Annotated in this window: 18 protein-coding genes; 11 read left to right on the top strand and 7 right to left on the bottom strand. The window is 66.5% G+C overall.

Translation table 11 applies throughout. The annotated features are described in order from the left end of the window. Window positions 1-322 precede the first annotated feature (322 nt). The 8 genes from mraZ (at window position 323) to MSM1_RS18845 (ending at window position 8,898) form a co-directional block, all read left to right on the top strand. Entirely contained in the window at window positions 323-754 is a 432-nt protein-coding gene (mraZ, locus tag MSM1_RS18810) for a division/cell wall cluster transcriptional repressor MraZ (RefSeq protein ID WP_213445215.1), read from the top strand. Continuing rightward, entirely contained in the window at window positions 729-1,910 is a 1,182-nt protein-coding gene (rsmH, locus tag MSM1_RS18815) for a 16S rRNA (cytosine(1402)-N(4))-methyltransferase RsmH (RefSeq protein ID WP_213445217.1), read from the top strand. The genes mraZ and rsmH overlap by 26 nt, the downstream gene beginning before the upstream one ends. Next, window positions 1,907-2,875: a hypothetical protein gene (locus MSM1_RS18820; protein ID WP_236056900.1), complete on the top strand. Its 969-nt coding sequence runs from the start codon at window positions 1,907-1,909 to the stop codon at window positions 2,873-2,875. Before rsmH ends, MSM1_RS18820 begins: the two co-directional genes overlap by 4 nt. Window positions 2,876-3,039: 164 nt before the next feature. After that, window positions 3,040-4,905: a peptidoglycan D,D-transpeptidase FtsI family protein gene (locus tag MSM1_RS18825; protein WP_374101744.1), complete on the top strand. Its 1,866-nt coding sequence runs from the start codon at window positions 3,040-3,042 to the stop codon at window positions 4,903-4,905. 248 nt (window positions 4,906-5,153) lie between these two features. Then, a complete protein-coding gene (locus tag MSM1_RS18830; protein ID WP_213445222.1) occupies window positions 5,154-6,251 on the top strand; it encodes a maleylacetate reductase in 1,098 nt (365 codons plus the stop codon). Continuing rightward, window positions 6,248-7,159 (top strand): intradiol ring-cleavage dioxygenase, encoded by a 912-nt coding sequence (locus tag MSM1_RS18835; RefSeq protein ID WP_213445224.1) that lies wholly within the window; start codon window positions 6,248-6,250, stop codon window positions 7,157-7,159. The genes MSM1_RS18830 and MSM1_RS18835 overlap by 4 nt, the downstream gene beginning before the upstream one ends. A gap of 22 nt (window positions 7,160-7,181) precedes the next feature. Next, window positions 7,182-7,964: a 4,5-DOPA dioxygenase extradiol gene (gene ygiD, locus MSM1_RS18840; RefSeq protein ID WP_213445226.1), complete on the top strand. Its 783-nt coding sequence runs from the start codon at window positions 7,182-7,184 to the stop codon at window positions 7,962-7,964. 139 nt (window positions 7,965-8,103) lie between these two features. Further along, window positions 8,104-8,898, top strand: a complete 795-nt coding sequence (locus tag MSM1_RS18845) for an SDR family NAD(P)-dependent oxidoreductase (RefSeq protein WP_213445228.1) — start codon at window positions 8,104-8,106, stop codon at window positions 8,896-8,898. Between the two features lie 178 nt (window positions 8,899-9,076). Here the strand turns inward: MSM1_RS18845 and benC are convergent, their stop codons facing one another. The 7 genes from benC to MSM1_RS18880 form a co-directional block, all read right to left on the bottom strand. Next, complete coding sequence (gene benC / locus MSM1_RS18850; RefSeq protein WP_213445231.1) at window positions 9,077-11,656, bottom strand: benzoate 1,2-dioxygenase electron transfer component BenC; 2,580 nt, start codon at window positions 11,654-11,656, stop codon at window positions 9,077-9,079. Between the two features lie 10 nt (window positions 11,657-11,666). Then, window positions 11,667-12,191, bottom strand: coding sequence for a benzoate 1,2-dioxygenase small subunit (gene benB, locus MSM1_RS18855; RefSeq protein WP_213445233.1), 525 nt, complete (start codon window positions 12,189-12,191; stop codon window positions 11,667-11,669). Beyond that, entirely contained in the window at window positions 12,188-13,573 is a 1,386-nt protein-coding gene (locus tag MSM1_RS18860; protein ID WP_213445765.1) for a Rieske 2Fe-2S domain-containing protein, read from the bottom strand. Before MSM1_RS18860 ends, benB begins: the two co-directional genes overlap by 4 nt. Window positions 13,574-13,824: 251 nt before the next feature. Continuing rightward, on the bottom strand, window positions 13,825-14,895 hold the full coding sequence (locus MSM1_RS18865) for a 2Fe-2S iron-sulfur cluster binding domain-containing protein (RefSeq protein WP_213445235.1): 1,071 nt from the start codon (window positions 14,893-14,895) through the stop codon (window positions 13,825-13,827). A gap of 26 nt (window positions 14,896-14,921) precedes the next feature. Next, window positions 14,922-15,773, bottom strand: a complete 852-nt coding sequence (locus tag MSM1_RS18870; RefSeq protein WP_213445237.1) for an alpha/beta fold hydrolase — start codon at window positions 15,771-15,773, stop codon at window positions 14,922-14,924. 49 nt (window positions 15,774-15,822) lie between these two features. Continuing rightward, complete coding sequence (locus tag MSM1_RS18875; RefSeq protein WP_213445767.1) at window positions 15,823-16,911, bottom strand: amidohydrolase family protein; 1,089 nt, start codon at window positions 16,909-16,911, stop codon at window positions 15,823-15,825. A 54-nt stretch (window positions 16,912-16,965) separates the two neighbouring features. Next, window positions 16,966-18,036, bottom strand: a complete 1,071-nt coding sequence (locus tag MSM1_RS18880; protein ID WP_213445239.1) for an extradiol ring-cleavage dioxygenase — start codon at window positions 18,034-18,036, stop codon at window positions 16,966-16,968. A 159-nt stretch (window positions 18,037-18,195) separates the two neighbouring features. Between MSM1_RS18880 and MSM1_RS22170 the strand changes: the two genes are divergently transcribed. The 3 genes from MSM1_RS22170 to MSM1_RS18895 all read left to right on the top strand — a co-directional run bounded on the left by MSM1_RS22170 (window position 18,196) and on the right by MSM1_RS18895 (window position 21,629). Further along, on the top strand, window positions 18,196-18,822 hold the full coding sequence (locus tag MSM1_RS22170) for a MarR family winged helix-turn-helix transcriptional regulator (protein WP_213445241.1): 627 nt from the start codon (window positions 18,196-18,198) through the stop codon (window positions 18,820-18,822). 221 nt (window positions 18,823-19,043) lie between these two features. Next, the gene (locus MSM1_RS18890) at window positions 19,044-20,510 is read left to right on the top strand and encodes an aldehyde dehydrogenase (RefSeq protein ID WP_213445243.1); all 1,467 of its coding nucleotides are present in this window, start codon (window positions 19,044-19,046) and stop codon (window positions 20,508-20,510) included. Between the two features lie 21 nt (window positions 20,511-20,531). After that, on the top strand, window positions 20,532-21,629 hold the full coding sequence (locus tag MSM1_RS18895; protein WP_213445246.1) for an NAD(P)-dependent alcohol dehydrogenase: 1,098 nt from the start codon (window positions 20,532-20,534) through the stop codon (window positions 21,627-21,629).

A 21,629-nucleotide genomic window follows, 5' to 3' on the forward strand; every position in this document is an offset into this window, starting at 1 on the left:
CACCCAAGGCCACACTTGCGTCCAGCCTTGACCGGTTGGGGGTGGATTGGGTTGTGCTCGGCGGGTGTTTTCCCGGAGTTCGTGCGAATCCAGGGCGTTAGCGGACCCGACCAAAGCAGCACGGGAGTCGGGACCGCTCCCCAAGAGCTAACCCGAAACCCGCCCGAGACTAGCGCAAAAACAGCCCCAGAGCAGCCAGAAAGCATTGCATTAACGATCTGTTACCCCGAAAATGGGGAGAAGTGGGGAAGTGTGGGGTATGGTGGCAGAAGTCGGGTGAGTGGGAGCGCAGTCGCTTCGTGTCGCGGCGGGAGGTGGCCTGATGTTTCTGGGCACCTATACGCCCAAGCTCGACGACAAGGGGCGGCTGACACTGCCCGCCAAGTTTCGCGACGCACTAGCAGGAGGGTTGATGGTCACTAAAAGCCAAGACCACAGCCTGGCCGTCTACCCGCGGGCGGAGTTCGAGCAGTTGGCGCGCCGCGCTAGCAAGGCGTCGCGGAGCAACCCCGGCGCGCGGGCGTTCCTGCGCAACCTCGCCGCCGGCACCGACGAGCAGCATCCCGACGCCCAGGGCCGGATCACGTTGTCGGCCGATCATCGTCGCTACGCCAACCTGTCGAAGGACTGCGTCGTGATCGGGGCGGTCGACTATTTGGAGATCTGGGACGCCCAGGCGTGGCAGGACTACCAGCGGACCCACGAAGAGAACTTTTCCGCGGCCAGCGATGAAACGCTCGGCGACATCATCTAAGGCGCATGCCGGTGCAGCGTGGCCTCTGCCCGAACCGACCCTGACGTACTTCCCCAACGCCAGGTTCGCGCTATCGGACAGGGACCTCGATGCACAGGCGGCCCGTCGGCCCGCCGGTAGCCAAAGCGGGGGAGGTGTGCCCGTGGCCGACCAGCCAGGCGATTTCGGGCATGTGCCGGTGCTGCTGGCCCGTTGCGTCGAGTTGCTCACCCCGGGGCTCACCCGGCATCATCCAGACGGGTCGGGGGCGCTTCTCGTCGACGCCACCATCGGCACGGGCGGACACGCGGAGCGCTTCCTTACCGGGCTGCCGGGCCTGCGCCTGCTCGGCCTCGACCGCGACCCGGCCGCGCTCGACATCGCTCGCACTCGGCTGGCCCGATTCGCCGACCGGGTGACGCTGGTGCCGACCCGCTATCACGACATCGCCGCAGCGTTGACTGGAGCTGGCTACGCCGCAACGGAATCAGTGGACGGGGTGCTGTTCGACCTCGGTGTGTCGTCTATCCAGCTCGACCGCGTCGAGCGAGGGTTTTCCTATTCTCACGATGCGCCGTTGGACATGCGGATGGATCCCGGCTGCCCATTGACCGCGGCCGACATCGTCAACACTTACGACAAAGCCGCTCTGGCCGACATCCTCTGGCGCTACGGCGAGGAGAGGTTTGCCCGACGAATCGCCGCGCACATCGTGCGCCGCCGCACGCGTGCGCCGTTCACCTCGACCGCTGAGTTGGTCGAGGTTGTCTACCAAGCGGTCCCGGCACCGGCCCGGCGCGCCGGCGGGCATCCGGCCAAGCGCACATTTCAGGCGTTGCGCATCGAGGTCAACGACGAGTTGGGTTCGCTGGGAAACGCGCTGCCTGCGGCGCTGGACGCGCTGGCCGTTGGCGGCCGGATGGTGGTGTTGTCCTATCAGTCACTGGAGGATCGCATGGTCAAGCGGGTGTTCAGCCGGGCGACCGCCGCCCGCACCCCGGAGGGTTTGCCGGTTGAGCTGCCCGGTCACGAACCACGATTCCGGTGGTTGACTCACGGCGCCGAGCGCGCCGACGCGGCCGAGGTGAAACGCAACCCGCGCAGCGCGTCGGCGCGGTTGCGCGCGGTGCAGCGCGTACAACCGGGGCCGTGGGCCGCACGGAGGGGCGATCGATGAGAGTCAAGCACGAGCCGCCAAGCCGCCGCAGCAAAGAGCGCCGGCGCGCAGAGCGGGTCGCCGCACCCGCCCGCGAGCCCCGAGGGGTGCGTTCGGGACCGCAGACTGCGCCGATGCCCCGCCCCGCCGAGCGATTGGCCCGGCCCAAAAACACCCGCCAAGCCAAGGCACGCGCAAAAGCCCGGAAAGCTAAGGCACCCAGGGTTGTTCGGGTTCCGCTGCGGGAGCGTCTCATCGCCAGGCTGGCGTCAATCGACCTACGGCCGCGCGCGCTGGTGAGCAAGGTGCCCTTTGTGGTGCTGGTGATCGGTTCCCTCGGTGTTGGGTTGGGTGTCACGCTGTGGCTATCCACCGATTCCGCGGAACGCTCCTATGAGCTGGGCAACGCCCGTGAGCAAGCCCGGATGCTTCGACAGCAAAAGGAAGCGCTCGAACGCGACGTGCTGCAAGCCCAAGCCGCACCGGCGCTGGCCGAGCAGGCCAGAAACTTGGGCATGATCCCGACGAGGGACACCGCGCACCTCGTCCAAGACCCCGCCGGTAACTGGGTGGTTGTCGGGACTCCCAAGCCAGCGGAGGGGGTTCCGCCGCCACCACTGAACACCAAGCTGCCCGACGAAAACCCGACGCCGCCACCGCGGCAGGTGAATTCGGTGGAGTTGCCGGTGCGGGTGTCGCCGGGCGCGGCCGCGCCCCCGCCGGAGGTGCTGGTTCGCGCTCCGGACGGCGCGACGACACTGGGAATCCAGCACCTTCCGGCTCCGGCGGGTTCCCCGGGGCCCTCGCCGTCAGATGGGGCTCCGGGAGGGCAACCGGGTTCCTTGCCGGCCGCCGGCGGGCCGGACCCGGGCGCCGGGGTGCCGGCCCCGGCTGCCGCCGCCCCGGACGGTGGCGCCCCCACCGTCTCGCCCGGTGGCGAACAGTTCGGTCCGCTGACCATCACAGCCCCCGGTGACCGCCGATGAGGCATGGCGCGAAAATAGCCAGCCGCCCGGTGCCGCGGACATGGCCGGCGCGCCGCGTTCGCAACGCGGCAGACGTTCAGGACAGCGACGGGTACAAAGCGAAACGCAACGGGGCAGGTGGGTCGGCAAAGCCGAAAAAGCAGCGCCGGCAAGGGCACGGCAGCATGGTTGCGCACGGCCACCCGGCATCCGACCGGCGTACCCGGCACGCGGTCGATCTAGGCGCCCGCGGTGCCTCGTTCGTGTTTCGGTACCGAGCCGGAAATGCGGTTATTTTCACGGCGCTGATTGTGGCGGTGGCGCAGTTGTTCTACCTGCAGGTGCCGCGCGCGGCCGGGTTACGCGCCGAGGCCGCAGGGCAATTGAAGGTCACCGACATTGAAAAGGCGGTGCGCGGCGCCATTATAGACCGCAACAACGACCGGTTGGCCTTCACCATCGAAGCACGCGCGCTGACGTTTCAGCCCCGCAGGATCGGCAAGCAACTGGCCGAGGCGAAACGCAAGAACGCCACCGCCCCCGACCCGCAACAGCGGCTGCGTGAGATCGCCACGGAGGTCTCGGCGCGGCTCAACAACAAGCCGGACCAGGCCACCGTGCTGAGAAAGCTGCGCAGCAACGAGACGTTCGTCTACCTGGCCCGTGCCGTGGACCCCGCGATCGCCAGCGCGATCACCAAGAAATATCCCGAAGTCGGCGCCGAGCGCCAGGACCTGCGCCAGTACCCGGGCGGATCACTGGCGGCCAATATCGTCGGCGGCATCGACTGGGACGGTCACGGCCTGTTGGGTCTGGAGGACGCGATGGATGCCGTGCTGGCCGGAACCGACGGCTCGGTCACCTACGACCGGGGCTCCGACGGGGTTGTCATCCCGGGGAGTTACCGCAACCGGCATAAAGCGGTCAACGGGTCGACCGTCCAGCTCACCATCGACGACGACATCCAGTTCTATGTGCAGCAGCAGGTACAGCAGGCCAAGAACGCCTCCGGCGCGCGCAACGTGTCGGCCGTGGTGCTGGACGCCAAGACCGGCGAGGTGCTGGCCATGGCGAACGACAACACCTTCGACCCCTCGCAGGACATCGGGCGCCAGGGTGATAAGCAGCTGGGCAACCCCGCGGTGTCCGCACCATACGAGCCGGGCTCGGTGAACAAGATCGTGACCGCGTCCGCGGTCATCGAGTACGGGCTGAGCGATCCCGGCGAGGTGCTCTCGGTGCCCGGCTCAATCCACCTCGGCGGAGTCACCGTGCATGATGCCTGGGGTCACGGTGTGATGCCCTATACCACCACCGGGGTATTCGGCAAGTCGTCTAACGTGGGCACGCTGATGCTGGCGCAGCGCGTCGGCCCGGAACGCTATTACGACATGCTCAAGAAGTTCGGGCTGGGCCAGCGCACCGGGGTGGGGCTGCCGGGGGAGAGCGCCGGGCTGGTACCTCCGATCGACCAGTGGTCAAGCAGCACGTTCTCCAATCTTCCTATCGGCCAGGGACTTTCGATGACATTGCTGCAGATGACCGGGATGTATCAGGCCATTGCCAACGACGGGATGAGGATTCCGCCGCGGATCATCAAGGCGGTCATCGCGCCCGACGGCACCCGAACCGAAGAGCCGCGCCCGCAGGGGGTTCGGGTGGTCTCCCCGCAGACCGCGCAGACCGTGCGCAACATGCTGCGCGCGGTCGTGCAGCGCGACCCGCGCGGCTACCAGCAGGGTACCGCGCCGGCGGCCGCGGTCGACGGCTATCAGATTGCCGGCAAAACCGGTACCGCACAGCAGATCAACCCGGCCTGCGGCTGCTACTACGACGACGTCTACTGGATCAGCTTTGCCGGCATGGCGCCCGCCGACGACCCGCGCTATGTCATCGGGATGATGATGGACAACCCACGGCGTGCTGCCGACGGGTCCCCGGGATCCTCAGCGGCACCGCTGTTCCACAACATCGCGGGCTGGCTCATGCAGCGCGAAAATGTCCCGCTGTCACCGGATCCCGGACCCCCCCTGATACTGCAAGCCGTGTGAAGGCGCCAGGGGACACGCTGGATGGCGTGGCCGCGACCCCGTCCCGTCGGCAGGAGTTGGCTGTTTTGTTCCGCGTGCGGGAACAACTACCCTGGTGACCGTTGTCAACCCGTAAGTTATCTGGCAGCGTGCGCATCTGACGGCGAGGTTTGCCGGTGCCCAGTGCCCACACACCACTCATCGGATCAACCGTAGCCGACTGGCTCAAGCGCGCAACGCTGCTCGGTCGTGTGAAAGGGTTGTGCGTATTGCGTTTCCAGCACGAATTTCTGCCACAGCGAGTGTGCTTCGCCTCGGGTGAGGCGCAGTCGATGCTGGCGCGCGAGGTGACAAGGCTGGGCGCTTCGCGGGTGATGGTGATCGCCTCGCCGGGCGCGTTGCGGCGGGCGGGCAGGATTACCGCCGGCCTACCGGTGGCGCATCGTCACGAGGAGGTGGTGATGCATGTGCCGGTCGAGGTGGCCCAGCGGGCCCGCGACGCCGCTGCCCGCCACGGGGCGGATGTGCTGGTCGGCATCGGCGGTGGTTCGGCGATCGGACTGGCGAAAGCCGTCGCGCTGACCAGCGCACTGCCGATCGTTGCGGTGCCTACGACCTACTCCGGCTCGGAGGCCACGAACGTGTGGGGGCTGACCGATGGCAACGGCAAGACCACCGGGGCGCACGTGGGGGTGTTGCCCCGCGCGGTGATCTACGACGCGGAGCTGACCCGTTCGTTGCCGGTCGCGATGAGTGTGGCCTCGGGGATGAATGCGTTGGCGCACTGCGTGGATTCGATGTGGGGACCGCACGCGGACCCGATCGGTCAAGTCCTGGCGCAAGAGGGGATCCGCGCGCTCGGGGTTGCGTTGCCGCGGATCGCGGCCGACCCGATGGGCTTAGGCGGCCGCGAGCATGCCCTGTACGGGGCGTACCTGGCGGCGGTCGCGTTCTGCTCGGCCGGATCGGGGCTGCATCACAAGATCTGTCACGTCCTCGGCGGCGTCTACAACCTTCCGCACGCCCCAACCCACGCCATCGTGTTGCCTTACGTACTGGCGTTCAACGCCAGCGCCGCACCGCAGGTCGCACAGCGAATCGCGACCGCGCTGGATGCAACGACCGCGATCGAGGGCCTGCAACGCTTGCGGGTGCGGCTTCGGGCGCCGCGGGCGTTGCGCGACTACGGGTTTGACGAACGCGACATCAGTGGTGCCGTGGACGCAATCTTGCCGGTGGTGCCGCCGGGTAATCCGCGCCCGGTCCACGCCGACGATCTGCGCCGCCTACTCACCGCGGCATGGCGGGGAGCCGATCCGAAAATCGTCATTGATGACACCACGAAAGACATGGAGAAGACACGATGAACACGCCGGGCAGCACCGTCACCGGAATCTCCCCTGAGCAGCAGGCCGTGGAGGACGACGTCGTCGCCCGGGTCGTCGATGCATTTGCCGCTGCCCCAGACCCGCGGCTGCGCCAGCTGATGCAGGCGCTGACGCGGTATCTGCACGCCTTCATCCGCGAGGTCCGTCTCACCGAGGCGGAGTGGGCGAAGGCGATCGAGTTTCTCACCGCTGTCGGGCACATCACCGACGACAAACGTCAGGAGTTCATCTTGCTCTCCGATGTGTTGGGCGCCTCGATGCAAACGGTGGCCGTCAACAACGAGATTTACAAAGGAGCCACCGAGGCGACGGTGTTCGGACCGTTTTTCGTCGCCGACTCCCCGCAGATCCCCCTGGGGGGCGATATGGCCGGCGGCGCTCCCGGGGAGCCGTGCTGGGTGGAGGGCAGCGTCACCGACACCGACGGCAACCCCGTGGCGGGCGCCCGCATCGAGGTGTGGGAAGCCGATGCGGCCGGCTTCTACGATGTGCAATACCCCGACGGCCGGGTCGCTGCCCGCGCCCACCTGTTCACCGATTCCGAAGGCGGATACCGCTTTTGGGGGCTCACCCCGACTCCGTACCCGATTCCGCATGATGGGCCGGTTGGCGCGCTGCTGGCGGCCACGGGACGCTCCCCGATGCGCCCGGGGCACCTGCATTTCATGGTCACCGCCGACGGGTTGCGCACCCTGGTCACACACGTATTCGTCGCTGGAGATCCCCAGCTTGAGATCGGCGATGCGGTCTTCGGTGTCAAAGATTCGCTGATTAAAGAGTTCACCCGCCACCGCCCCGGCACCCCTACCCCGGATGGCCGGGATGTGGGCGATCGCGAGTGGTCGCGGGTGCGTTTCGACATCGTCTTGGCCCCTGCGGCCGCCTGATCGGCTAGCGGGAGTGTCAGACATGCAAACCGCGCTGATGCCGGCCGTGTTCGTCGGGCACGGCAATCCGATGAATGCGATTGAGGATAACCCCTACAGCGCGGCCTGGCGGCGATTGGCCGCCGCGCTTCCCCACCCGCGGGCGATCCTGGTGGTCTCGGCGCACTGGTATGGCCCGGGCGGGCGGGTCACGACCGCCGAGAAGCCGGTGACCCTGCACGACTTCGGCGGCTTTCCCCGCGCGCTGTTCGAGGTCAGCTACCCAGCCCCGGGTTCGCCCGAACTCGCCGGGCGGGTAGCGGACATGCTGGCGCCCACCCCCATCGAACCCGACACCGGCTGGGGGCTGGACCACGGCACCTGGTCGGTGCTGGTGCAGATGTACCCGGCCGCCGACATTCCGGTGCTGCAGCTGGGTATCGATGAAACCCTCACCCCCGAGCAGCATTTCGATATCGGGTACCGGTTACGCCGGCTGCGCGAGGAGGGGATCCTGATCCTGGGCTCCGGCAACGTCGTGCACAATCTGCGCGTCTACGCGTGGGACCGGCGCCCCGTCGCCCCGTTCGAGTGGGCGGTTCGCTTCGAAGCCTGGCTGCGGGAGGCGATCATGGCGCGCCGCTTTGACGACGTGATCGCCTACGAGCGCGCCGGCGCGGATGCGGCGTTGGCCGTTCCCACCCCCGAGCACTACCTGCCGCTGCTATATGTGCTGGGCACATGTGCCGAAGACGAGCCCATCTCCTTGCCGGTCGAGGGCTTTGACGGGGGCTCACTCTCCATGCTCGGCGTCCGGGTGGGGTAACTGCACACTGCTCAAGCCGCTGGGTGGGCTCACCGGTGCGAGCGTTCCGGTGCCCGGAATGCGCCCCCAAGGGCCCGCTGGTGTTCGGGATGATTACCGCGGGCTGCGGCTATCGGGGGTCTTCGCGGAAGGAGCAAGCATGCGGATCGATTTGTCGGGCCGACGGTCGCTGGTGACCGGGTCAACCGCCGGGATCGGCTACGCGATTGCCCGTGGGCTTGCCGGGGCGGGGGCTGCGGTAGTCATCAACGGCAGGACAGATGACCGTGTCCACCAAGCGGTGACCCGGTTGCAAGACGAGGTTCCCGGAGCCCGGGTTTGCGGTGTGGCGGCCGATGTCGGTACCGCCGGTGGGGTTGCCAAACTGCTCGACCACGAGCCCGACGTCGACGTACTCGTCGCCAACGCCGGGATTTTCGCACCGAAGCCGTTCGCGGAGATCACCGACGAGGAGTGGCAGCGCTTTTTCGATGTCAACGTCATGGGGGCGGTTCGGCTGGCCCGCCACTACGTGCCGCGGATGGCAAAGCGCGGGTGGGGGCGTGTGGTGTTTATCAGCAGCGAGTCCGCATTGCACATCCCCGTGGAGATGGTTCATTACGGGATGACGAAGACCGCCTTGATCGCCGTCGCTCGGGGCCTGGCCGAGTCCTACCCGGCGAGCGGGGTGACGGTGAACTCTGTGCTTCCCGGGCCGACGCGATCTGAGGGTGTCGTCACATTCCTGGAAGAACTGGCCGGCCGGCGGGGTCAAAGCACCGAGGATGTCGAGAAGGAGTTTCTTGCCACCATGCGACCGACCTCGTTGCTGGGCCGATTTGCGACCACCGAGGAGGTGGCGAACCTGGTGGTCTACGTCTGCTCACCGCAGGCCGCGGCGACCACGGGCGCGGCCCTGCGGGTGGATGGCGGTGTCGTGCGGGCCATTCCGTAACGCATGTCGTAGAAATCGGTGACGTCAGTGACGGCTGAGTCGTGGCGGTAGACCAGACCGATTTAGCCTGATCAGGGAAACGCTCGAAGATCGTGCCATAACTGCCGCTAAAGCCGCCCTAGAGCAATTGGCCACGCACCCCCGGGCACCCACCCCCCGCGCCGTCCGGCCCCAGGGGTCATCCCTGGTCACCACCGGCCACGGGGAGTACGGTGCCGGTGATATAGGAGGCCTCCTCGGAGGCCAGGAAACAGATCGCGGCGACCTGTTCGTCAAGGGTGCCGTAGCGCTTCATCAACGATGAGTCGAGCGTCTGGTCGATGTGGGCCTGGAACCAGGCGCGCTCGGTGTCGGTGCTCGGCTCTGGGGTGCCACGCGAGATCCGCCGCGGCGGTGCCTGCGTGCCCCCGGGAGCGGTGGCCACCACGCGAATCCCCGCTGCGGCGTACTCCATGGCCAGCGAGGCGGTGAGCGCGTTGACCCCGCCCTTGGCTGCCGAGTACGGGATGCGATGAATGCCGCGGGTGGCAGCCGAGGAGATATTGACGATGACCCCATGACCGCGCCGCACCATCGACGGCAGCACCGCGTGGCAGCAATACAGCGTAGTCAGCAGCGAGCGTTCGATCTCCGCACGGATCTCGGCGTCGGTGAACTCGGTGAACGGTTTGAAGTTGATCGCACCACCCACGTTGTTGATCAGCACATCGACGCGTCCAAACGCGGCCAGCGCCTGCTGGATCAGGTTTTCGGCCCCGTTCGCCGATTCGAGGTCAATCGTGACCGCCAGCGGATGCGCCCCGAAGCACGACAGCTCCTCGGCGAGTTCCTTCACCAGCGCGGAGCGGTCGGCCAGCACCAGGGTGCCGCCCTCGGCACTGATCCGCCGGGCCGTGTGCTCGCCGATGCCTTGGGCCGCTCCAGTGATGATGACGACCTTGCCGGTGAAACGACCGGGTGTGGCGAATTTCGGGTGCCGCTCGGCATGCGCGTCCGCGATGGCGCGGCGCATCGTGCGCTTGGATCGCTCGGCGTGGGCGATGATGAGCGCCCGCGCGGCCTCGCGGTCGCCGGCCTCGACCGCGTCGACGATGTCGACGTGGTCTCGGGCGATCAGCGGGTGACACCAGGTCGCGTCACGCAGCACTTCGCTCATCCGGCCCTTGATATCGAGGGCGTGGTAGGCCTGTAACAGGTGCTGGTTGCCGCTCAGCGTGAACAAATAGTCGTGAAACGCGGCGTTGGCTTCGGTGTATTGGGCGGCGTCGGTCAATCGGTCGCCGTCGACGTAGCGCAGCGTGGACTCGGCGAGCAACCGGTAGCCGGCCAGCTGCTGGCTGGTCAAACGGCCCAGGGTCAGGTCCAGCACGCCGAGTTCGAAGGCCTGCCGGGCTTCGAACAGGGCGTCGGAGGCGTGCACCGGCGGGTGTTCCTCGCCGATCTGGTAGCCATCCGGGCTGACCGTGGCAGGTAATGGGGGAAGCGTCGGTGGTGTGGCGGCATCGGGCGCCGACCTACCTGGGGGTGGGAAGATCTCCTGTCCCGCCACTTGGCGTATCGCGTGGCTGTCCTCGGTAACGGTTACCGGCCCGGCCCAGGCGCCGATGTCCTGGGCAGGCAGCATGATCTGACCTCCGACCGCTCGGGCATCGGCTGCGGGCAGCAGCTGTTCCTCATGCGAAGACGCGGCGGCAGAAGGCGCTGCGGCGGATTCGTCGGTGGCGGGCACGGCGAGCGCGAATTTCTCGTAGTAAAAGCCGAATGGTTCAAATCCGGCGGCGCTGAAGTGGTCCCGCACGGCGTCGACCATCGGCGGCGGGCCACACACGTACACGGCGACGTCGCCGTCGTTAAGATGCGCCGGCTGAAGCAGGCTGGTGACGTAGGCCTTGTCCGGCCCCTTGTTGGGCGCCGTGCTGCCCGGGTCGGCGACACAGTAGTCCCAGCTGAAGCCGGGTAGCTGGACGGAAAACCGGGCCAATTCGTCGAGCGCCACCAGATCATCGTCGGTGGTCACCCCATAGATCAACCGCACTGTGCGACGGCTGGACTGCTCGCGCAGCCCGCCCAGCATGGACAGGATCGGCGCCAGGCCGGTCCCGCCGGCCAGCATCAGCACCGGCCGGTCCGCCTCCCGCAGGAAAAACGAGCCATGCGGGCCGGTGAAGGTGATCGTGTCGCCGAGGGCGGCCGTGCCGGTCAGGTAACTCGACATCACACCGCCCGGCGTCAATTTGATCAGAAAAGTCAGCCGCCGTTCGGCCGGGGAGTTGCTGAACGAGTAGGACCGGGTGAGTTCGGTTCCGGGCACGGTGATGTTGACGTATTGACCGGGCAGGAACGCCAGCTCAGAGCGGTTGGGGATGTCGATGCCGATTTGCATAGTGGTCGCTGAAAGCTGGCGTAGGGCCGTGAGTGTGCCGCTGTAGCGGGCCGCCGCTATCTTGGCGGCCTCGGAGGTGCTGGCGATCTGTAGAACCAGATCCGAGCGGGGTTTCATGCTGCAGGGCAGGCAGTATCCGGCCGCGGCCTCCTCGGGGGACAACGCGTCGGCGATGTAGGCTCCGCCGTCGTAGCGGCCGGATTCGCAAAACGCCTTGCAGGTGCCGCAGGCGCCGTCGAGGCAGTCCACCGGGATGTTGACGCGCTGGCGATACGAGGCGTCGGCGACGGTCTGACCCTCCCGGCAGGTGATGAATCGGGTGACCCCGTCTTCGAACGAAAGCGCAACCCGGTAGGTTGCGGCATCGGCAGCCATGTGCGCACCTTCAGAAGTGGTAGATGTCCACCACATGGTGGATGTAGTCGTTTTTCAGCACCACGGTCTTGCGCCGGATCAGTGGCTGCTCACCGGAGAAGTCGATGGTGTAAAACGATGTCCCGTAGTAAGCGTCGACGTTCTGGTAGCGGAAATACATGGTGTGCCAGTTGAATCGCACATCGACCAGGTCACCGCGGCGCTCAATGACCTCGACGTTGGTGATGTTATGGCTGGTGCGTGGCTCGGGCAGTGACGTGGCCGAGGAGCGCTCGGTGCGGATCCGAAAAACCCGGTCTTCCAGGCCACCCTTGTTGGCGTAGTACATCAGGGAGATGTCGCGCTGTGGGTCTTCGACCAGTCGGTCGTCGTCGCCCCAGGTGGGAACCCAGTAGATGACGTCGTCGGCGTAGCACTCCAGCCATTTTTCGAACTCGCGGTCATCGAGGTAGCGGGCTTCGCGGTAGAGGAACTGCTCGACCGTGTTCTGGGTGATTAATTTGCTGCCGGCATCGGCGTTCTGCGCGGTGGTCACCTGATGTTCTCCTGCTGCCGGGCCGCTTCTTGGGCCAGAGCGGCCTGCATGGTCCGCAGCCAATAACTGTGCTGCGTCACGTAGAGTCCCTCGTCCTCGTTGCGGGTGCCAGATGAGATAACTCCTCGCATGCCCAGTGATGCGGCGACGTGGTCGGGGCCGGATAGCCAATTCTCGGCACCGCGGCTGATGTCGTTCCAATGCGCGGCGGTCGCGTGAAAGCCGCGCTGGCACGAGCGGAACTCCTCCAAGTCGTCGGGTGTTGCCATACCGGAGGCGTTGAAAAAGTCCTCGTACTGGCGGATGCGGCGAGCCCGGTCCCGGGGACTCTCGCCCTTGGGGGCGATACAGTAAATGGTCACTTCGGTCTTGTCTGGCGCGATTGGCCGGAAATGTCTTATCTGCGTGGACATTTGGTCCATCAAATAAACATTGGGATAGATGCCCAAGTTGCGGGACCCTTTGATCATGAACTCGCCCTTGGCCGCGCCCAGGGTGGCTTTTAGGTCATCGAGCTTATCCCACAGCGGCCGGTCCTGAGGATTGGCAGCCCAGGTCCATAGGCACACATGCCCGTTCGGGAACGACCAGTAACCGCCGCCGTTTTTGCCCCAGCTGCCAGCGTCGAGCACCTTGGTGCCGGTTTTGGATTCGCCGGTACTGCGCCGCGAAGTGGTGGCCACATAATTCCAGTGCGTGGCCGAGACGTGGTAGCCGTCGGCGCCGTTTTCGGCCTGCACCTTCCAGTTGCCGTCGAAGGTGTAGGTCGATTTACCACGCAGCACCTCCAGGCCGTCGGGGGATTGGTCGACGAGCAGGTCGATGACCTTGGTGGCGTCGCCGAGGTGTTCGGTCAAGGGCAACACGTCGGGATTGAGGCTGCCGAACAAAAAGCCGCGGTAGCTATCGAAACGGGCGACCCTTGTCAGATCATGTGAGCCGTTGGCGTTGAACGACGGCGGGTAGCCTGCGTCCTCGGGGTCTTTCACTTTCAGCAGCCGACCGTCGTTGCGAAATGTCCAGCCGTGGAACGGACAAGTCAGCGTCATTCGGTTGTCGGTCTTTCGGCGGCAGAGCATGGCGCCGCGGTGCGCGCAGGCGTTGATCAGGCAGTGCAGTGCACCGTCCTTATCGCGGGTGATGACCACCGGCTGGCGCCCGATGTAGGTGGTGAAGTAGTCACCTGGGTTGGGCAGTTGGCTTTCGTGGGCCAGGTAGACCCAGTTGCCTTCGAAGATGTATTTCATTTCCAGTTCAAATAGCTCGTCGTCGGTGAAGATCCGGCGGTTGACCCGGTAGCGGCCGGCGCGCGGGTCTTCGATCACCGCGTCGGCAAGCAGGGTTGCGAGGCGGTCGAGGTTCTCCGTCATCGATGTGGTCATCATTGCCTCCAGTGGGTGTTTCCTGAAACCATCGCACGTCGCAGCGGTCATCACACTAGATAAATCGCTAGCCCTGGCCTGACATGGCTTCGGCAATCTGGCTCGTGGCGGAAGCGGACAATCGGTTGGCGATTTCGGCTGCGGTGCAGAGCAATCGGACCCGTGGCCAGCGTCTGTGACTTTGATGTCGGCATTGGACCTCCGAATGTTGGGGCGGCGACACGTTCGGGATACATGGATTCATGGATTTCTCACAGGGTTTGTGCGGCCCCGGGTATGCGGGTGACGAATCGATCGGCATAGAAGTGCTGCGTGTCGGCCCGGATCTCGCGTAAGGCGCCCTCTAGGGCGTCGATCATCACGGGAGGACCGCACGTGTAGACGTGGCAGTCGTGAGCGAACTGGCCCGGTAGCTGGTGCAGCACGTCGGTGACGAGGCCACGGGCACCCGTCCAGGCCGATTCCACTGGCTCCTCGGAGAGGACGGGGTGGAACTCAAATGGCCCGTTCCAGGAGCGGCGCAAGGCGTCTAACTCCGCCAGGCAGTACAGGTCCCGCCACCTCCGGGCCCCGAAGAGCAGGATCGTTTGTCGCTTACAGCGTTGGCGCGCGGCATCTTCGAGCAGCGCCTTGATCGGCGCGAGTCCGCTGCCACCGGCCACACACAAAATAGGTTCCTCGGCCGGGCGCAGCCACAGGTCACCGAAGGGACCGGCCAGCTGAAGCTGTGCGCCTTGCCTATTGGTGTCGAACAGCCAGTCGGTGAACTGCCCACCCGCCACGTGGCGGACATAAAATGTCGCTTGGCGCAAATTTGTCTCGTCCGGGGCGGTGGCAAAAGAATATGACCGCGGGCCGGTCACCCCGTCGAGGCGCAGTTCGGCGTATTGGCCGGCGGTGTAGTCGAGATCGGTGTCGAGGGTGACGGTGACCTCGGCGATGTCGTGGGTGAGGGCCCGGTGCGCGCTGATCACCGCCTCGGCGTGCACCAGCGGGTGATCCGGGATGTCGGTTAGGCCGGCGACGTCGAGTTCGATGGAGGTCCGGGCGATGCTCTGGCACGGCAGGATGTAGCCCTCACGCAGCTCTTGCGCGCTTAACGCGATGGCGGAATCGACGATTTCGCGAACCTTGCCGTGGACGAGTTTGGATTTGCAGGTGCCGCAGGTGCCGACCGTACAGCTGTGTGGGAACGGGATACCGGCGGCCAATGCTTCGTTGAGGATGGAATCCTTGCCGGGAACCTCGAACACCTTGCTGGTGCCGGTGATCGTGGCGGTGCGCGGCCCGTGGGTGTTGGCACGGGAGAACAGTTTCACCATGGTCTCTTCTCGTGCTCAGCAGGGGCTCATTGCTGTTCTTCGGCAAGAAACGACGCGACGAGACGGTTGAAGGCCGCCGCATGCTCGATTTGGGTCCAATGCCCGCATTTTCCGAACATGTGCAATTGCGCGTTGGGGATCAGCTCGAAAAGCCGCCGCGAGGTGTCGGGCGGGATGACCCGGTCCTCCCGGCCATGGACGATCAGGGCGGGGCACTGGATGTCACGAATGGCGTTGTCGTCGGTGACCATCGCGTCGACCCAGCGCTGGCGGGGAGCGGGGAACATCGCCGCGTAGGACTCGTGAAAACCCGGTTGCACACTGGCCTGATAGCGCGCCGTCGCCAGGTCGTCGGTGATCAGCTCACGGTTGTAGGCGAAAAAATCCAGCACGCGGCGCATCGCCGGCACCGAGGGCTCATAGCCCCACACCACGTCCAGGCCCTCGGTCAGCGGGAAGGGAACGCCGACGCTGCCCATCAGCACCAGCCGGCGGACCTGATCGGGGTGTCGGGTGGCCAGCCGCAGCGCCAACGCGCCACCGAAGCTGTTGCCCACCAGCGCATACGCTTGAAGTCCCAGCGCGGCCAGAAACGCCTCGACGTGGGCGATCCAGTTGTCCATGGTGTAGTGGTAGCCGGCGGGCCGTTGGGTGTAGCCGAAGCCGACGAGGTCGGGCGCCAAGACGTGCTGGGTGGCGGCCAGTGCGGGGATGGTCAGCCGCCAGTTTGCGTAGGCCGACACCCCGGGGCCCGAGCCGTGCAACAACACCACGGGCTCTCCCGCCGGGTCCCCGGCGCGCAGGTAGTTGGTGATGATCCCGCCGGCGTCGACGGACGCGCCGATAGCGGGGTTCGTGGTGTTGGTGTCGGCGGTCATCGCTTGGTGCTTCCCTTCCGGTTTGCGACGTCGACGTCGGTGCGGCTCATCATGTGACCAATGGTGGCTGATCGGTTAGCTGTCCCGTCTGCTGCGTCCGGACACCTGAGGAGGGCTGGGGTGTCTTGATGCCCGAGCACAGCGCGCAGGCGTTGGTCGCACCGATACGGTGCCGCAGCTGGGGATCGAGGTGCGCCAGGACTTCTCCGGCGGGGCATTCACGTGCCGCGAAGGGGTAGTCGGTGCCCAGGACCACATGCTCGGCGCCGAACCGTTGCAGCGCCAGCCGCAGGCTCGCGGCGTCATACGTCAACGAGTCGCACCACAGTTGACGTGCGGCAATCGAAAGCGGCTCAGCAGCGGCCGGGCCGACAGCCAGGCGCTGCCCGCGGTCCAGACGCGGTAGCAGGGCGGGAAGCGCGCCGGCGCCGTGGGCGAGCACGAAGCGCGCGCCGGAGCTGGCCTGCACGATTCCGGCCGACAACAGCGCGGCCGCGGCGATCGCCGTCTCGGTGGGCATGCCGATCCCAAACCCCAACCCCATGTTGGTCACCCGCGGATCCAGGTCGCGGTCGACCGGGTGGAGGAAGATCACCGCCGACAGTGATGACGCGGCGTCGAAGAACGGCCGGAACCGGGCGTCGGTGAGGTCGCATTCCCCGACGCGGGTGCCAATCTCGACGCCGAGGAACCCGAGTTCGGTGACGCACCGGGTCAATTCCCGAATCGCCAGCGGCGGATCCTGCATCGGCACCGCGCCGAGGGCCAGGAATCTCCGCGGCGCGGACGCGACCAGGGTTGCCAAAAAGTCGTTCTGGGCGTGCGCCAGGATCGCCGCGCCCGACGCCGGCTGCTCGTGACACAACGTCACCGGGATCGGGGAAAGAACCTGCACGGCGATGCCCTCGCGATCCATATCGCGGATCCGGGCGTTCGCCGACCAGCAGGTGTCGTCGATGTTGCGATACACGCGGTCATCGACGATGATCCGGGCGCTGCGCTCACCGGCGCGCTCGACACGGGGAAAGGATCCCTGATGCGTTGCCCCGACGTCGGGCAAATCGGGGTCGATCGCGTGGGTGTGAAAGTCGATGGTGCCGTGGGCAAGCCGTTCCGGCCGCATCGTCGGTGATGTCATCACACCGGATACCTCAGAAACCGGGCCTTGCTCTCGACGGCGGGCTTGCTGTCGTCATGGCCGATAGATCGCGAACACTTTGTTGGAGTTGAAGACATCGGTCTCAACAAAATCCGACCATGACGGTGCCGGCGAGCCCACCGCTTCCATCGCCCCCAACAGCGCAAACCAGTTCAGCAGCTCCTGCTGGCCCGATTCCTCCAGATCGGTCAGCGACACCGCCCGCCACGCGTCGACATCGCCGGCGATGAGCCGGTCATAGAGATAGCGGTCGGCGGCCGTGTCCGGCCGCAGCCGCCAGGTCTTGTCGCACAAGAAGGCGTGCGACCAGCTCGAGGACGCCACCAGAGCGACCCGCCATGGCGACTCGGCCATGATCTGCCCGACCGCGGCGCCGACGGCCACCAGGCGAGCCGGATGCGGTGAGGGCGGATCGAGTTCCCGCGTGTCGTCGAGCCGGCTGGCAAAACCCCGGTAGCTGATCACGCGACGCCCGTAGCAGTTGACCGAAAACGGGATGACGGGATAGTCGAAACCCGTGCGGTGATAGTCCAGGTACAAGATGGCGTTGAGAAATGCGTGCGGCAGCCCCAGATGGTGCAGCGGCTCATACGCGTAGGCGACGTCGATGCCGCGATCCAGCAGCGAGGTGACGAGGTGTTTGGCGATGTCGCGGCGGCCGCGCACCTTGAACACCGTGGTGTCGGCGGGTTCGTTCCAGACGTTGGCACGACCGAGCATGTTCGAAGAGTGATCGGCCTGCACCCAGGGCCGGACCTCCATGTCCTCGTAGGCCTGAACCGAGTAGGCGGGGATGATGTCTTCGCGGAAATTCTCGTATTGGTCGTCTCCCCAGATCAGCACGGCGTCCGGGGCGAACTCATCCAGGGCCGCACGGGCGCGCTCAAATCCGGCCACCAGAGCGGCGCGGTGCGCGGCCGCAGCCGAGCGGCCCTCGTCGGAACCCCATTCCCGGCGCATCAGCTCGGGCCAGTGTGCCGGGTCCTTCGCCGCCGCCGGGATGGCCGGATCTTTGAGGGCAGCCCGAAGCAGGCCGGCCATGTCCTCGTCCCGGCCACTGAGCGGTGGGTAATGCGACAACCCGATCCCCAGCACCTCACCCATGGCCGTCCTCCTGTGGTTGCGTTCCGCGCGGTTCTCCGGCAGCTCAGATCGCCCATTGATAGTAGGTTTTGATAGTACAGCAGTATAAATATCAGGGTCAACAAGCTTCCCGTGCTAAACTTTGCTGACAATACCGGTTCCACCCGCGAGGGAGTGCAGGTGAGCGCACAGCCAGCAGGTCGCAATCGCGGCGTCGCGGCCGGCCGGGCAGGTTTGTCGGTGGCCGAACAGGTCACCCGGAGCGCGCGCGAGGCCGGCGACGATTTCGACCCGGAGTCGCTGACCGTGATGATGATGCTCTACCGCGCCGTGGCGGCGGTAGATCGCACGCACGCGGCAGAACTGGCCCCCTACAAACTCAGTTTGAGCCAGTTCCAGGCGCTGAGTGTGCTGCACCGGGTGCAGGAGCCGGTCACGATGGGAGAACTCGCCGAGTTACTTTCCGTTCGTCGCGCCAACCTGACCGGTCTGATTGACACCCTCGCGCGGCGGTCTTTGGTGCGCCGGGTGCTTAATCCCCACGACCGGCGCTCGTTTCTGGTCGAGATCACCCCGGCCGCGGAGGCGTTTTTAGCCGGGTTCCTGCCCCACCACTGGCGCTACCTCAAGGTCCTGACCAGCGGGTTGACCAGCGATGACCTGCACCAACTGGCGGTGCTTCTGGATCGCCTGCGGGTGTCCATCGAAACCGCCCCGCCGTGCCCGCCACCGGCGGTGCAGCCCACTGTCGGCAATGGCGGCCGGACCGACGCGCTCGACGGCGCGGACGTCTCGACAACGGCTTGATTCCGCATTCCGCGCCCCGATCCGCTGCCCGGCCGCAGGTCGTCTCGGCTCGGCATCGTGATCCTGCCGTCCGGGCATGCGGTGGCGCTCGCACAAAATTCCTTCTAGTTATAGATCTTGACTATCACGGTTAAAAACCTCTAGTCTGTGCGTGATCTGGTTCACACCGCGGCCCGGCGGGTGAGCTGGCTCATCTGCTGCGCTGCCCTTAAGGAGACGACATGTCGTTGGCGTACGACGAGCTGTTCATCGGTGGAGACTGGGTCAAGCCGCCCGCGGCGACGCCGATCACCGTGGTGTCGGCGAGCACCGAGGAAGTGCTGGGGCAGGCACCCGAGGCCACCCGGGCAGAGGTCGACGCGGCGGTGGGCGCCGCGCGCGACGCATTCGATGACCCGGCGGGATGGCCGCGGTGGGAGCCGGCGCGGCGGGCCGAGGCGTTGGAGAGGCTGGCGGACGCACTCGACAAGCGTGCGGAGGAGATCGCGCAGCGCGTCAGCGGCCAAAACGGCATGCCGATCACGGTGTCGCGGCAGTTGGAAGCGGTGTTTCCGGCGACATTGCTGCGCTATTACGCGGCCATGGTTCGCGACCGCGATCCGGAGGAGAAGCGCCCCGGCTTGTTCGGCGGGACGACCCTGGTGCGGCGCGAGCCGGTCGGGGTCGTCGGCGCGATCGTGCCATGGAACTTCCCGCAAACGTTGGCCGCCTTTAAATACGCTCCGGCGTTGGCGGCCGGCTGCGCCGTCGTCATCAAGCCCTCACCGGAGACGGTGCTCGACAGCTACCTGCTGGCCGAGGCCGTGCAGGAGGCCGAGCTGCCGCCGGGTGTGGTCAACATCATCACCGGTGGGCGCGAGATCGGCGCCTACCTGGTGTCCCATCCCGGGGTTGACAAGGTCGCCTTCACCGGGTCGACCGCAGCGGGCCGCCAGATCGGCGAGGTGTGTGGCCGGCTGCTGCGCCCGGTCACCTTGGAGTTGGGCGGCAAGTCGGCGGCGATCATCCTCGATGACGCCGATCTGGACTTGGCGGCCACGGCGCAAAACCTGTTCGGCGCGACGCTGCTCAACAACGGCCAGACCTGCTACCTCTGCACCCGGGTGCTGGCCCCGCGCAGCCGCTACCGGCAGATCGTGGACGTCTTCACCGATTTCGTTGCGGGTCTGACCGTTGGTGATGCGCTCGATCCCGGCACCCAGATCGGCCCGATGGTCAGCGCCGAGCACCGGCGACGCGTGGAACGGTACATCGCGAAAGGGCTCGACGAGGGCGCCAAGATCACCGTAGGTGGGGGGCGACCGGCGCAACTGGAGAAGGGATGGTTCGTCGAGCCGACGGTGTTTGCCGACGTGGACAATACCTTCACGGTGGCGCGGGAGGAGATCTTTGGCCCGGTGCTATCGGTGATCGGCTACACCGATCTCGACGAGGCGGTGACTATCGCCAACGACTCCGACTACGGGCTGGGCGGCACCATCTGGACGAGCGACCCCGAGCGCGCGGTCCAGGTGGCCCGCCGGGTTCAGACCGGCACGATCGGCATCAACAGCTATCTGCCCGACCCCACCGCGCCGTTCGGCGGGGTGAAGGCCAGCGGTTTGGGCCGCGAGCTCGGGCCGGAAGGGCTGGCCGCCTACGAGCAGCAGAAGTCGGTCTACTTAGGCGCGCCGGCGGCGGGCAACTGAGCACGCCACGAGGAGATGACGATGACAACCGGCGTGGCCGCCGTGCTCCGGGAAAAAGGCGGGCCCTTTCACATCGAAGACGTCGAGATCGGCGAGCCGCGCGCCGACGAGGTTCTGGTGCGCATGGTGGCAAGCGGGATCTGCCACACCGATATCACCGTGCGCGATCAGGTGCTGCCCCCCGGCCCGCCGGCGATACTGGGGCACGAAGGCGCGGGTGTGGTGGAGGCGGTGGGCTCGGCTGTGCATGCGCTGGCGCCGGGTGACCACGTGGTGCTCGCGCCGGCGTCGTGCTCCAGGTGCCGCAACTGCCTGCGCGGGCATCCGATGCATTGCGATGCCTTTGTAGGGCTGAACTTCGGTGGCCGCCGCGCCGATGGTTCCACGGCCTATCGCGACCGCCACGGCGCCGAACTCAACGGTCATTTCTTCGGCCAGTCCTCGTTTAGCAGTCACGTGGTCGTGGCGGAACGCGACGCGGTCAAGGTTTCCGAGCGGGCGCCGCTGGAGTTGCTGGGGCCGTTGGGCTGTGGGCTGCAAACCGGCGCGGGCGCGGTGCTCAACGCGCTGGCGCCGCCCGCGGGCGCGAGCATCGCCGTGTTCGGTGCCGGCGGTGTCGGCCTGGCTGCGGTCATGGGTGCGGTGATCGCCGGCTGTGACCCGATCATCGCGGTCGACCTCAGCGCGTCGCGACTGGACATGGCGGTCGAACTGGGGGCCACCCACGCCGTGAAAGCCTCCGGCGACGCCGTGGAGCAGATTCAGGCCATCAGCGGCGGCGGAGTGGATTTCACGCTGGACGCCGTCGGGCTACCGGCGACCCTGCGGCAGGCCGTCAGCGCGCTCAACGTTGGTGGCACCGCCGGGTTGGTCGGCGCCAACGCCCTGGGGCAAGAGGTGTCGTTGGATCTGATGCACCTGCTGTTCGGGCGTGCGGTCAAAGGCATCATCGAGGGCGACAGTGTGCCGAGCCTATTCATTCCCCGCTTGATCGACTTGTACCTGCGCGGCCGATTCCCGTTTGACAAGATCGTGCGGCGCTACCCGTTTACCGAGATCAACACCGCCATCGCGGACGCCGAAGCCGGCCGCGCCATCAAGCCGGTGGTGGGGTATTAA

It is taken from the genome of Mycobacterium sp. SM1 (assembly GCF_018361265.1).
GTDB lineage: Bacteria > Actinomycetota > Actinomycetes > Mycobacteriales > Mycobacteriaceae > Mycobacterium.

What these genes read in the sequence shown, in the direction of transcription:
- MSM1_RS18895 (WP_213445246.1), top strand. Translation starts at nt 20,532, where the DNA reads ATGACAACCGGCGTGGCCGCCGTGCTCCGGGAAAAAGGCGGGCCCTTT.
- ygiD (WP_213445226.1), top strand. Translation starts at nt 7,182, where the DNA reads ATGCAAACCGCGCTGATGCCGGCCGTGTTCGTCGGGCACGGCAATCCG.
- MSM1_RS18870 (WP_213445237.1), bottom strand. Translation starts at nt 15,773, where the DNA reads ATGACCGCCGACACCAACACCACGAACCCCGCTATCGGCGCGTCCGTC.
- MSM1_RS18865 (WP_213445235.1), bottom strand. Translation starts at nt 14,895, where the DNA reads ATGGTGAAACTGTTCTCCCGTGCCAACACCCACGGGCCGCGCACCGCC.
- MSM1_RS18860 (WP_213445765.1), bottom strand. Translation starts at nt 13,573, where the DNA reads ATGACCACATCGATGACGGAGAACCTCGACCGCCTCGCAACCCTGCTT.
- MSM1_RS18820 (WP_236056900.1), top strand. Translation starts at nt 1,907, where the DNA reads ATGAGAGTCAAGCACGAGCCGCCAAGCCGCCGCAGCAAAGAGCGCCGG.
- MSM1_RS18880 (WP_213445239.1), bottom strand. Translation starts at nt 18,036, where the DNA reads ATGGGTGAGGTGCTGGGGATCGGGTTGTCGCATTACCCACCGCTCAGT.
- MSM1_RS18835 (WP_213445224.1), top strand. Translation starts at nt 6,248, where the DNA reads ATGAACACGCCGGGCAGCACCGTCACCGGAATCTCCCCTGAGCAGCAG.
- MSM1_RS18825 (WP_374101744.1), top strand. Translation starts at nt 3,040, where the DNA reads ATGGTTGCGCACGGCCACCCGGCATCCGACCGGCGTACCCGGCACGCG.
- MSM1_RS18890 (WP_213445243.1), top strand. Translation starts at nt 19,044, where the DNA reads ATGTCGTTGGCGTACGACGAGCTGTTCATCGGTGGAGACTGGGTCAAG.
- MSM1_RS18875 (WP_213445767.1), bottom strand. Translation starts at nt 16,911, where the DNA reads ATGACATCACCGACGATGCGGCCGGAACGGCTTGCCCACGGCACCATC.
- rsmH (WP_213445217.1), top strand. Translation starts at nt 729, where the DNA reads ATGAAACGCTCGGCGACATCATCTAAGGCGCATGCCGGTGCAGCGTGG.
- mraZ (WP_213445215.1), top strand. Translation starts at nt 323, where the DNA reads ATGTTTCTGGGCACCTATACGCCCAAGCTCGACGACAAGGGGCGGCTG.
- MSM1_RS18845 (WP_213445228.1), top strand. Translation starts at nt 8,104, where the DNA reads ATGCGGATCGATTTGTCGGGCCGACGGTCGCTGGTGACCGGGTCAACC.
- benC (WP_213445231.1), bottom strand. Translation starts at nt 11,656, where the DNA reads ATGGCTGCCGATGCCGCAACCTACCGGGTTGCGCTTTCGTTCGAAGAC.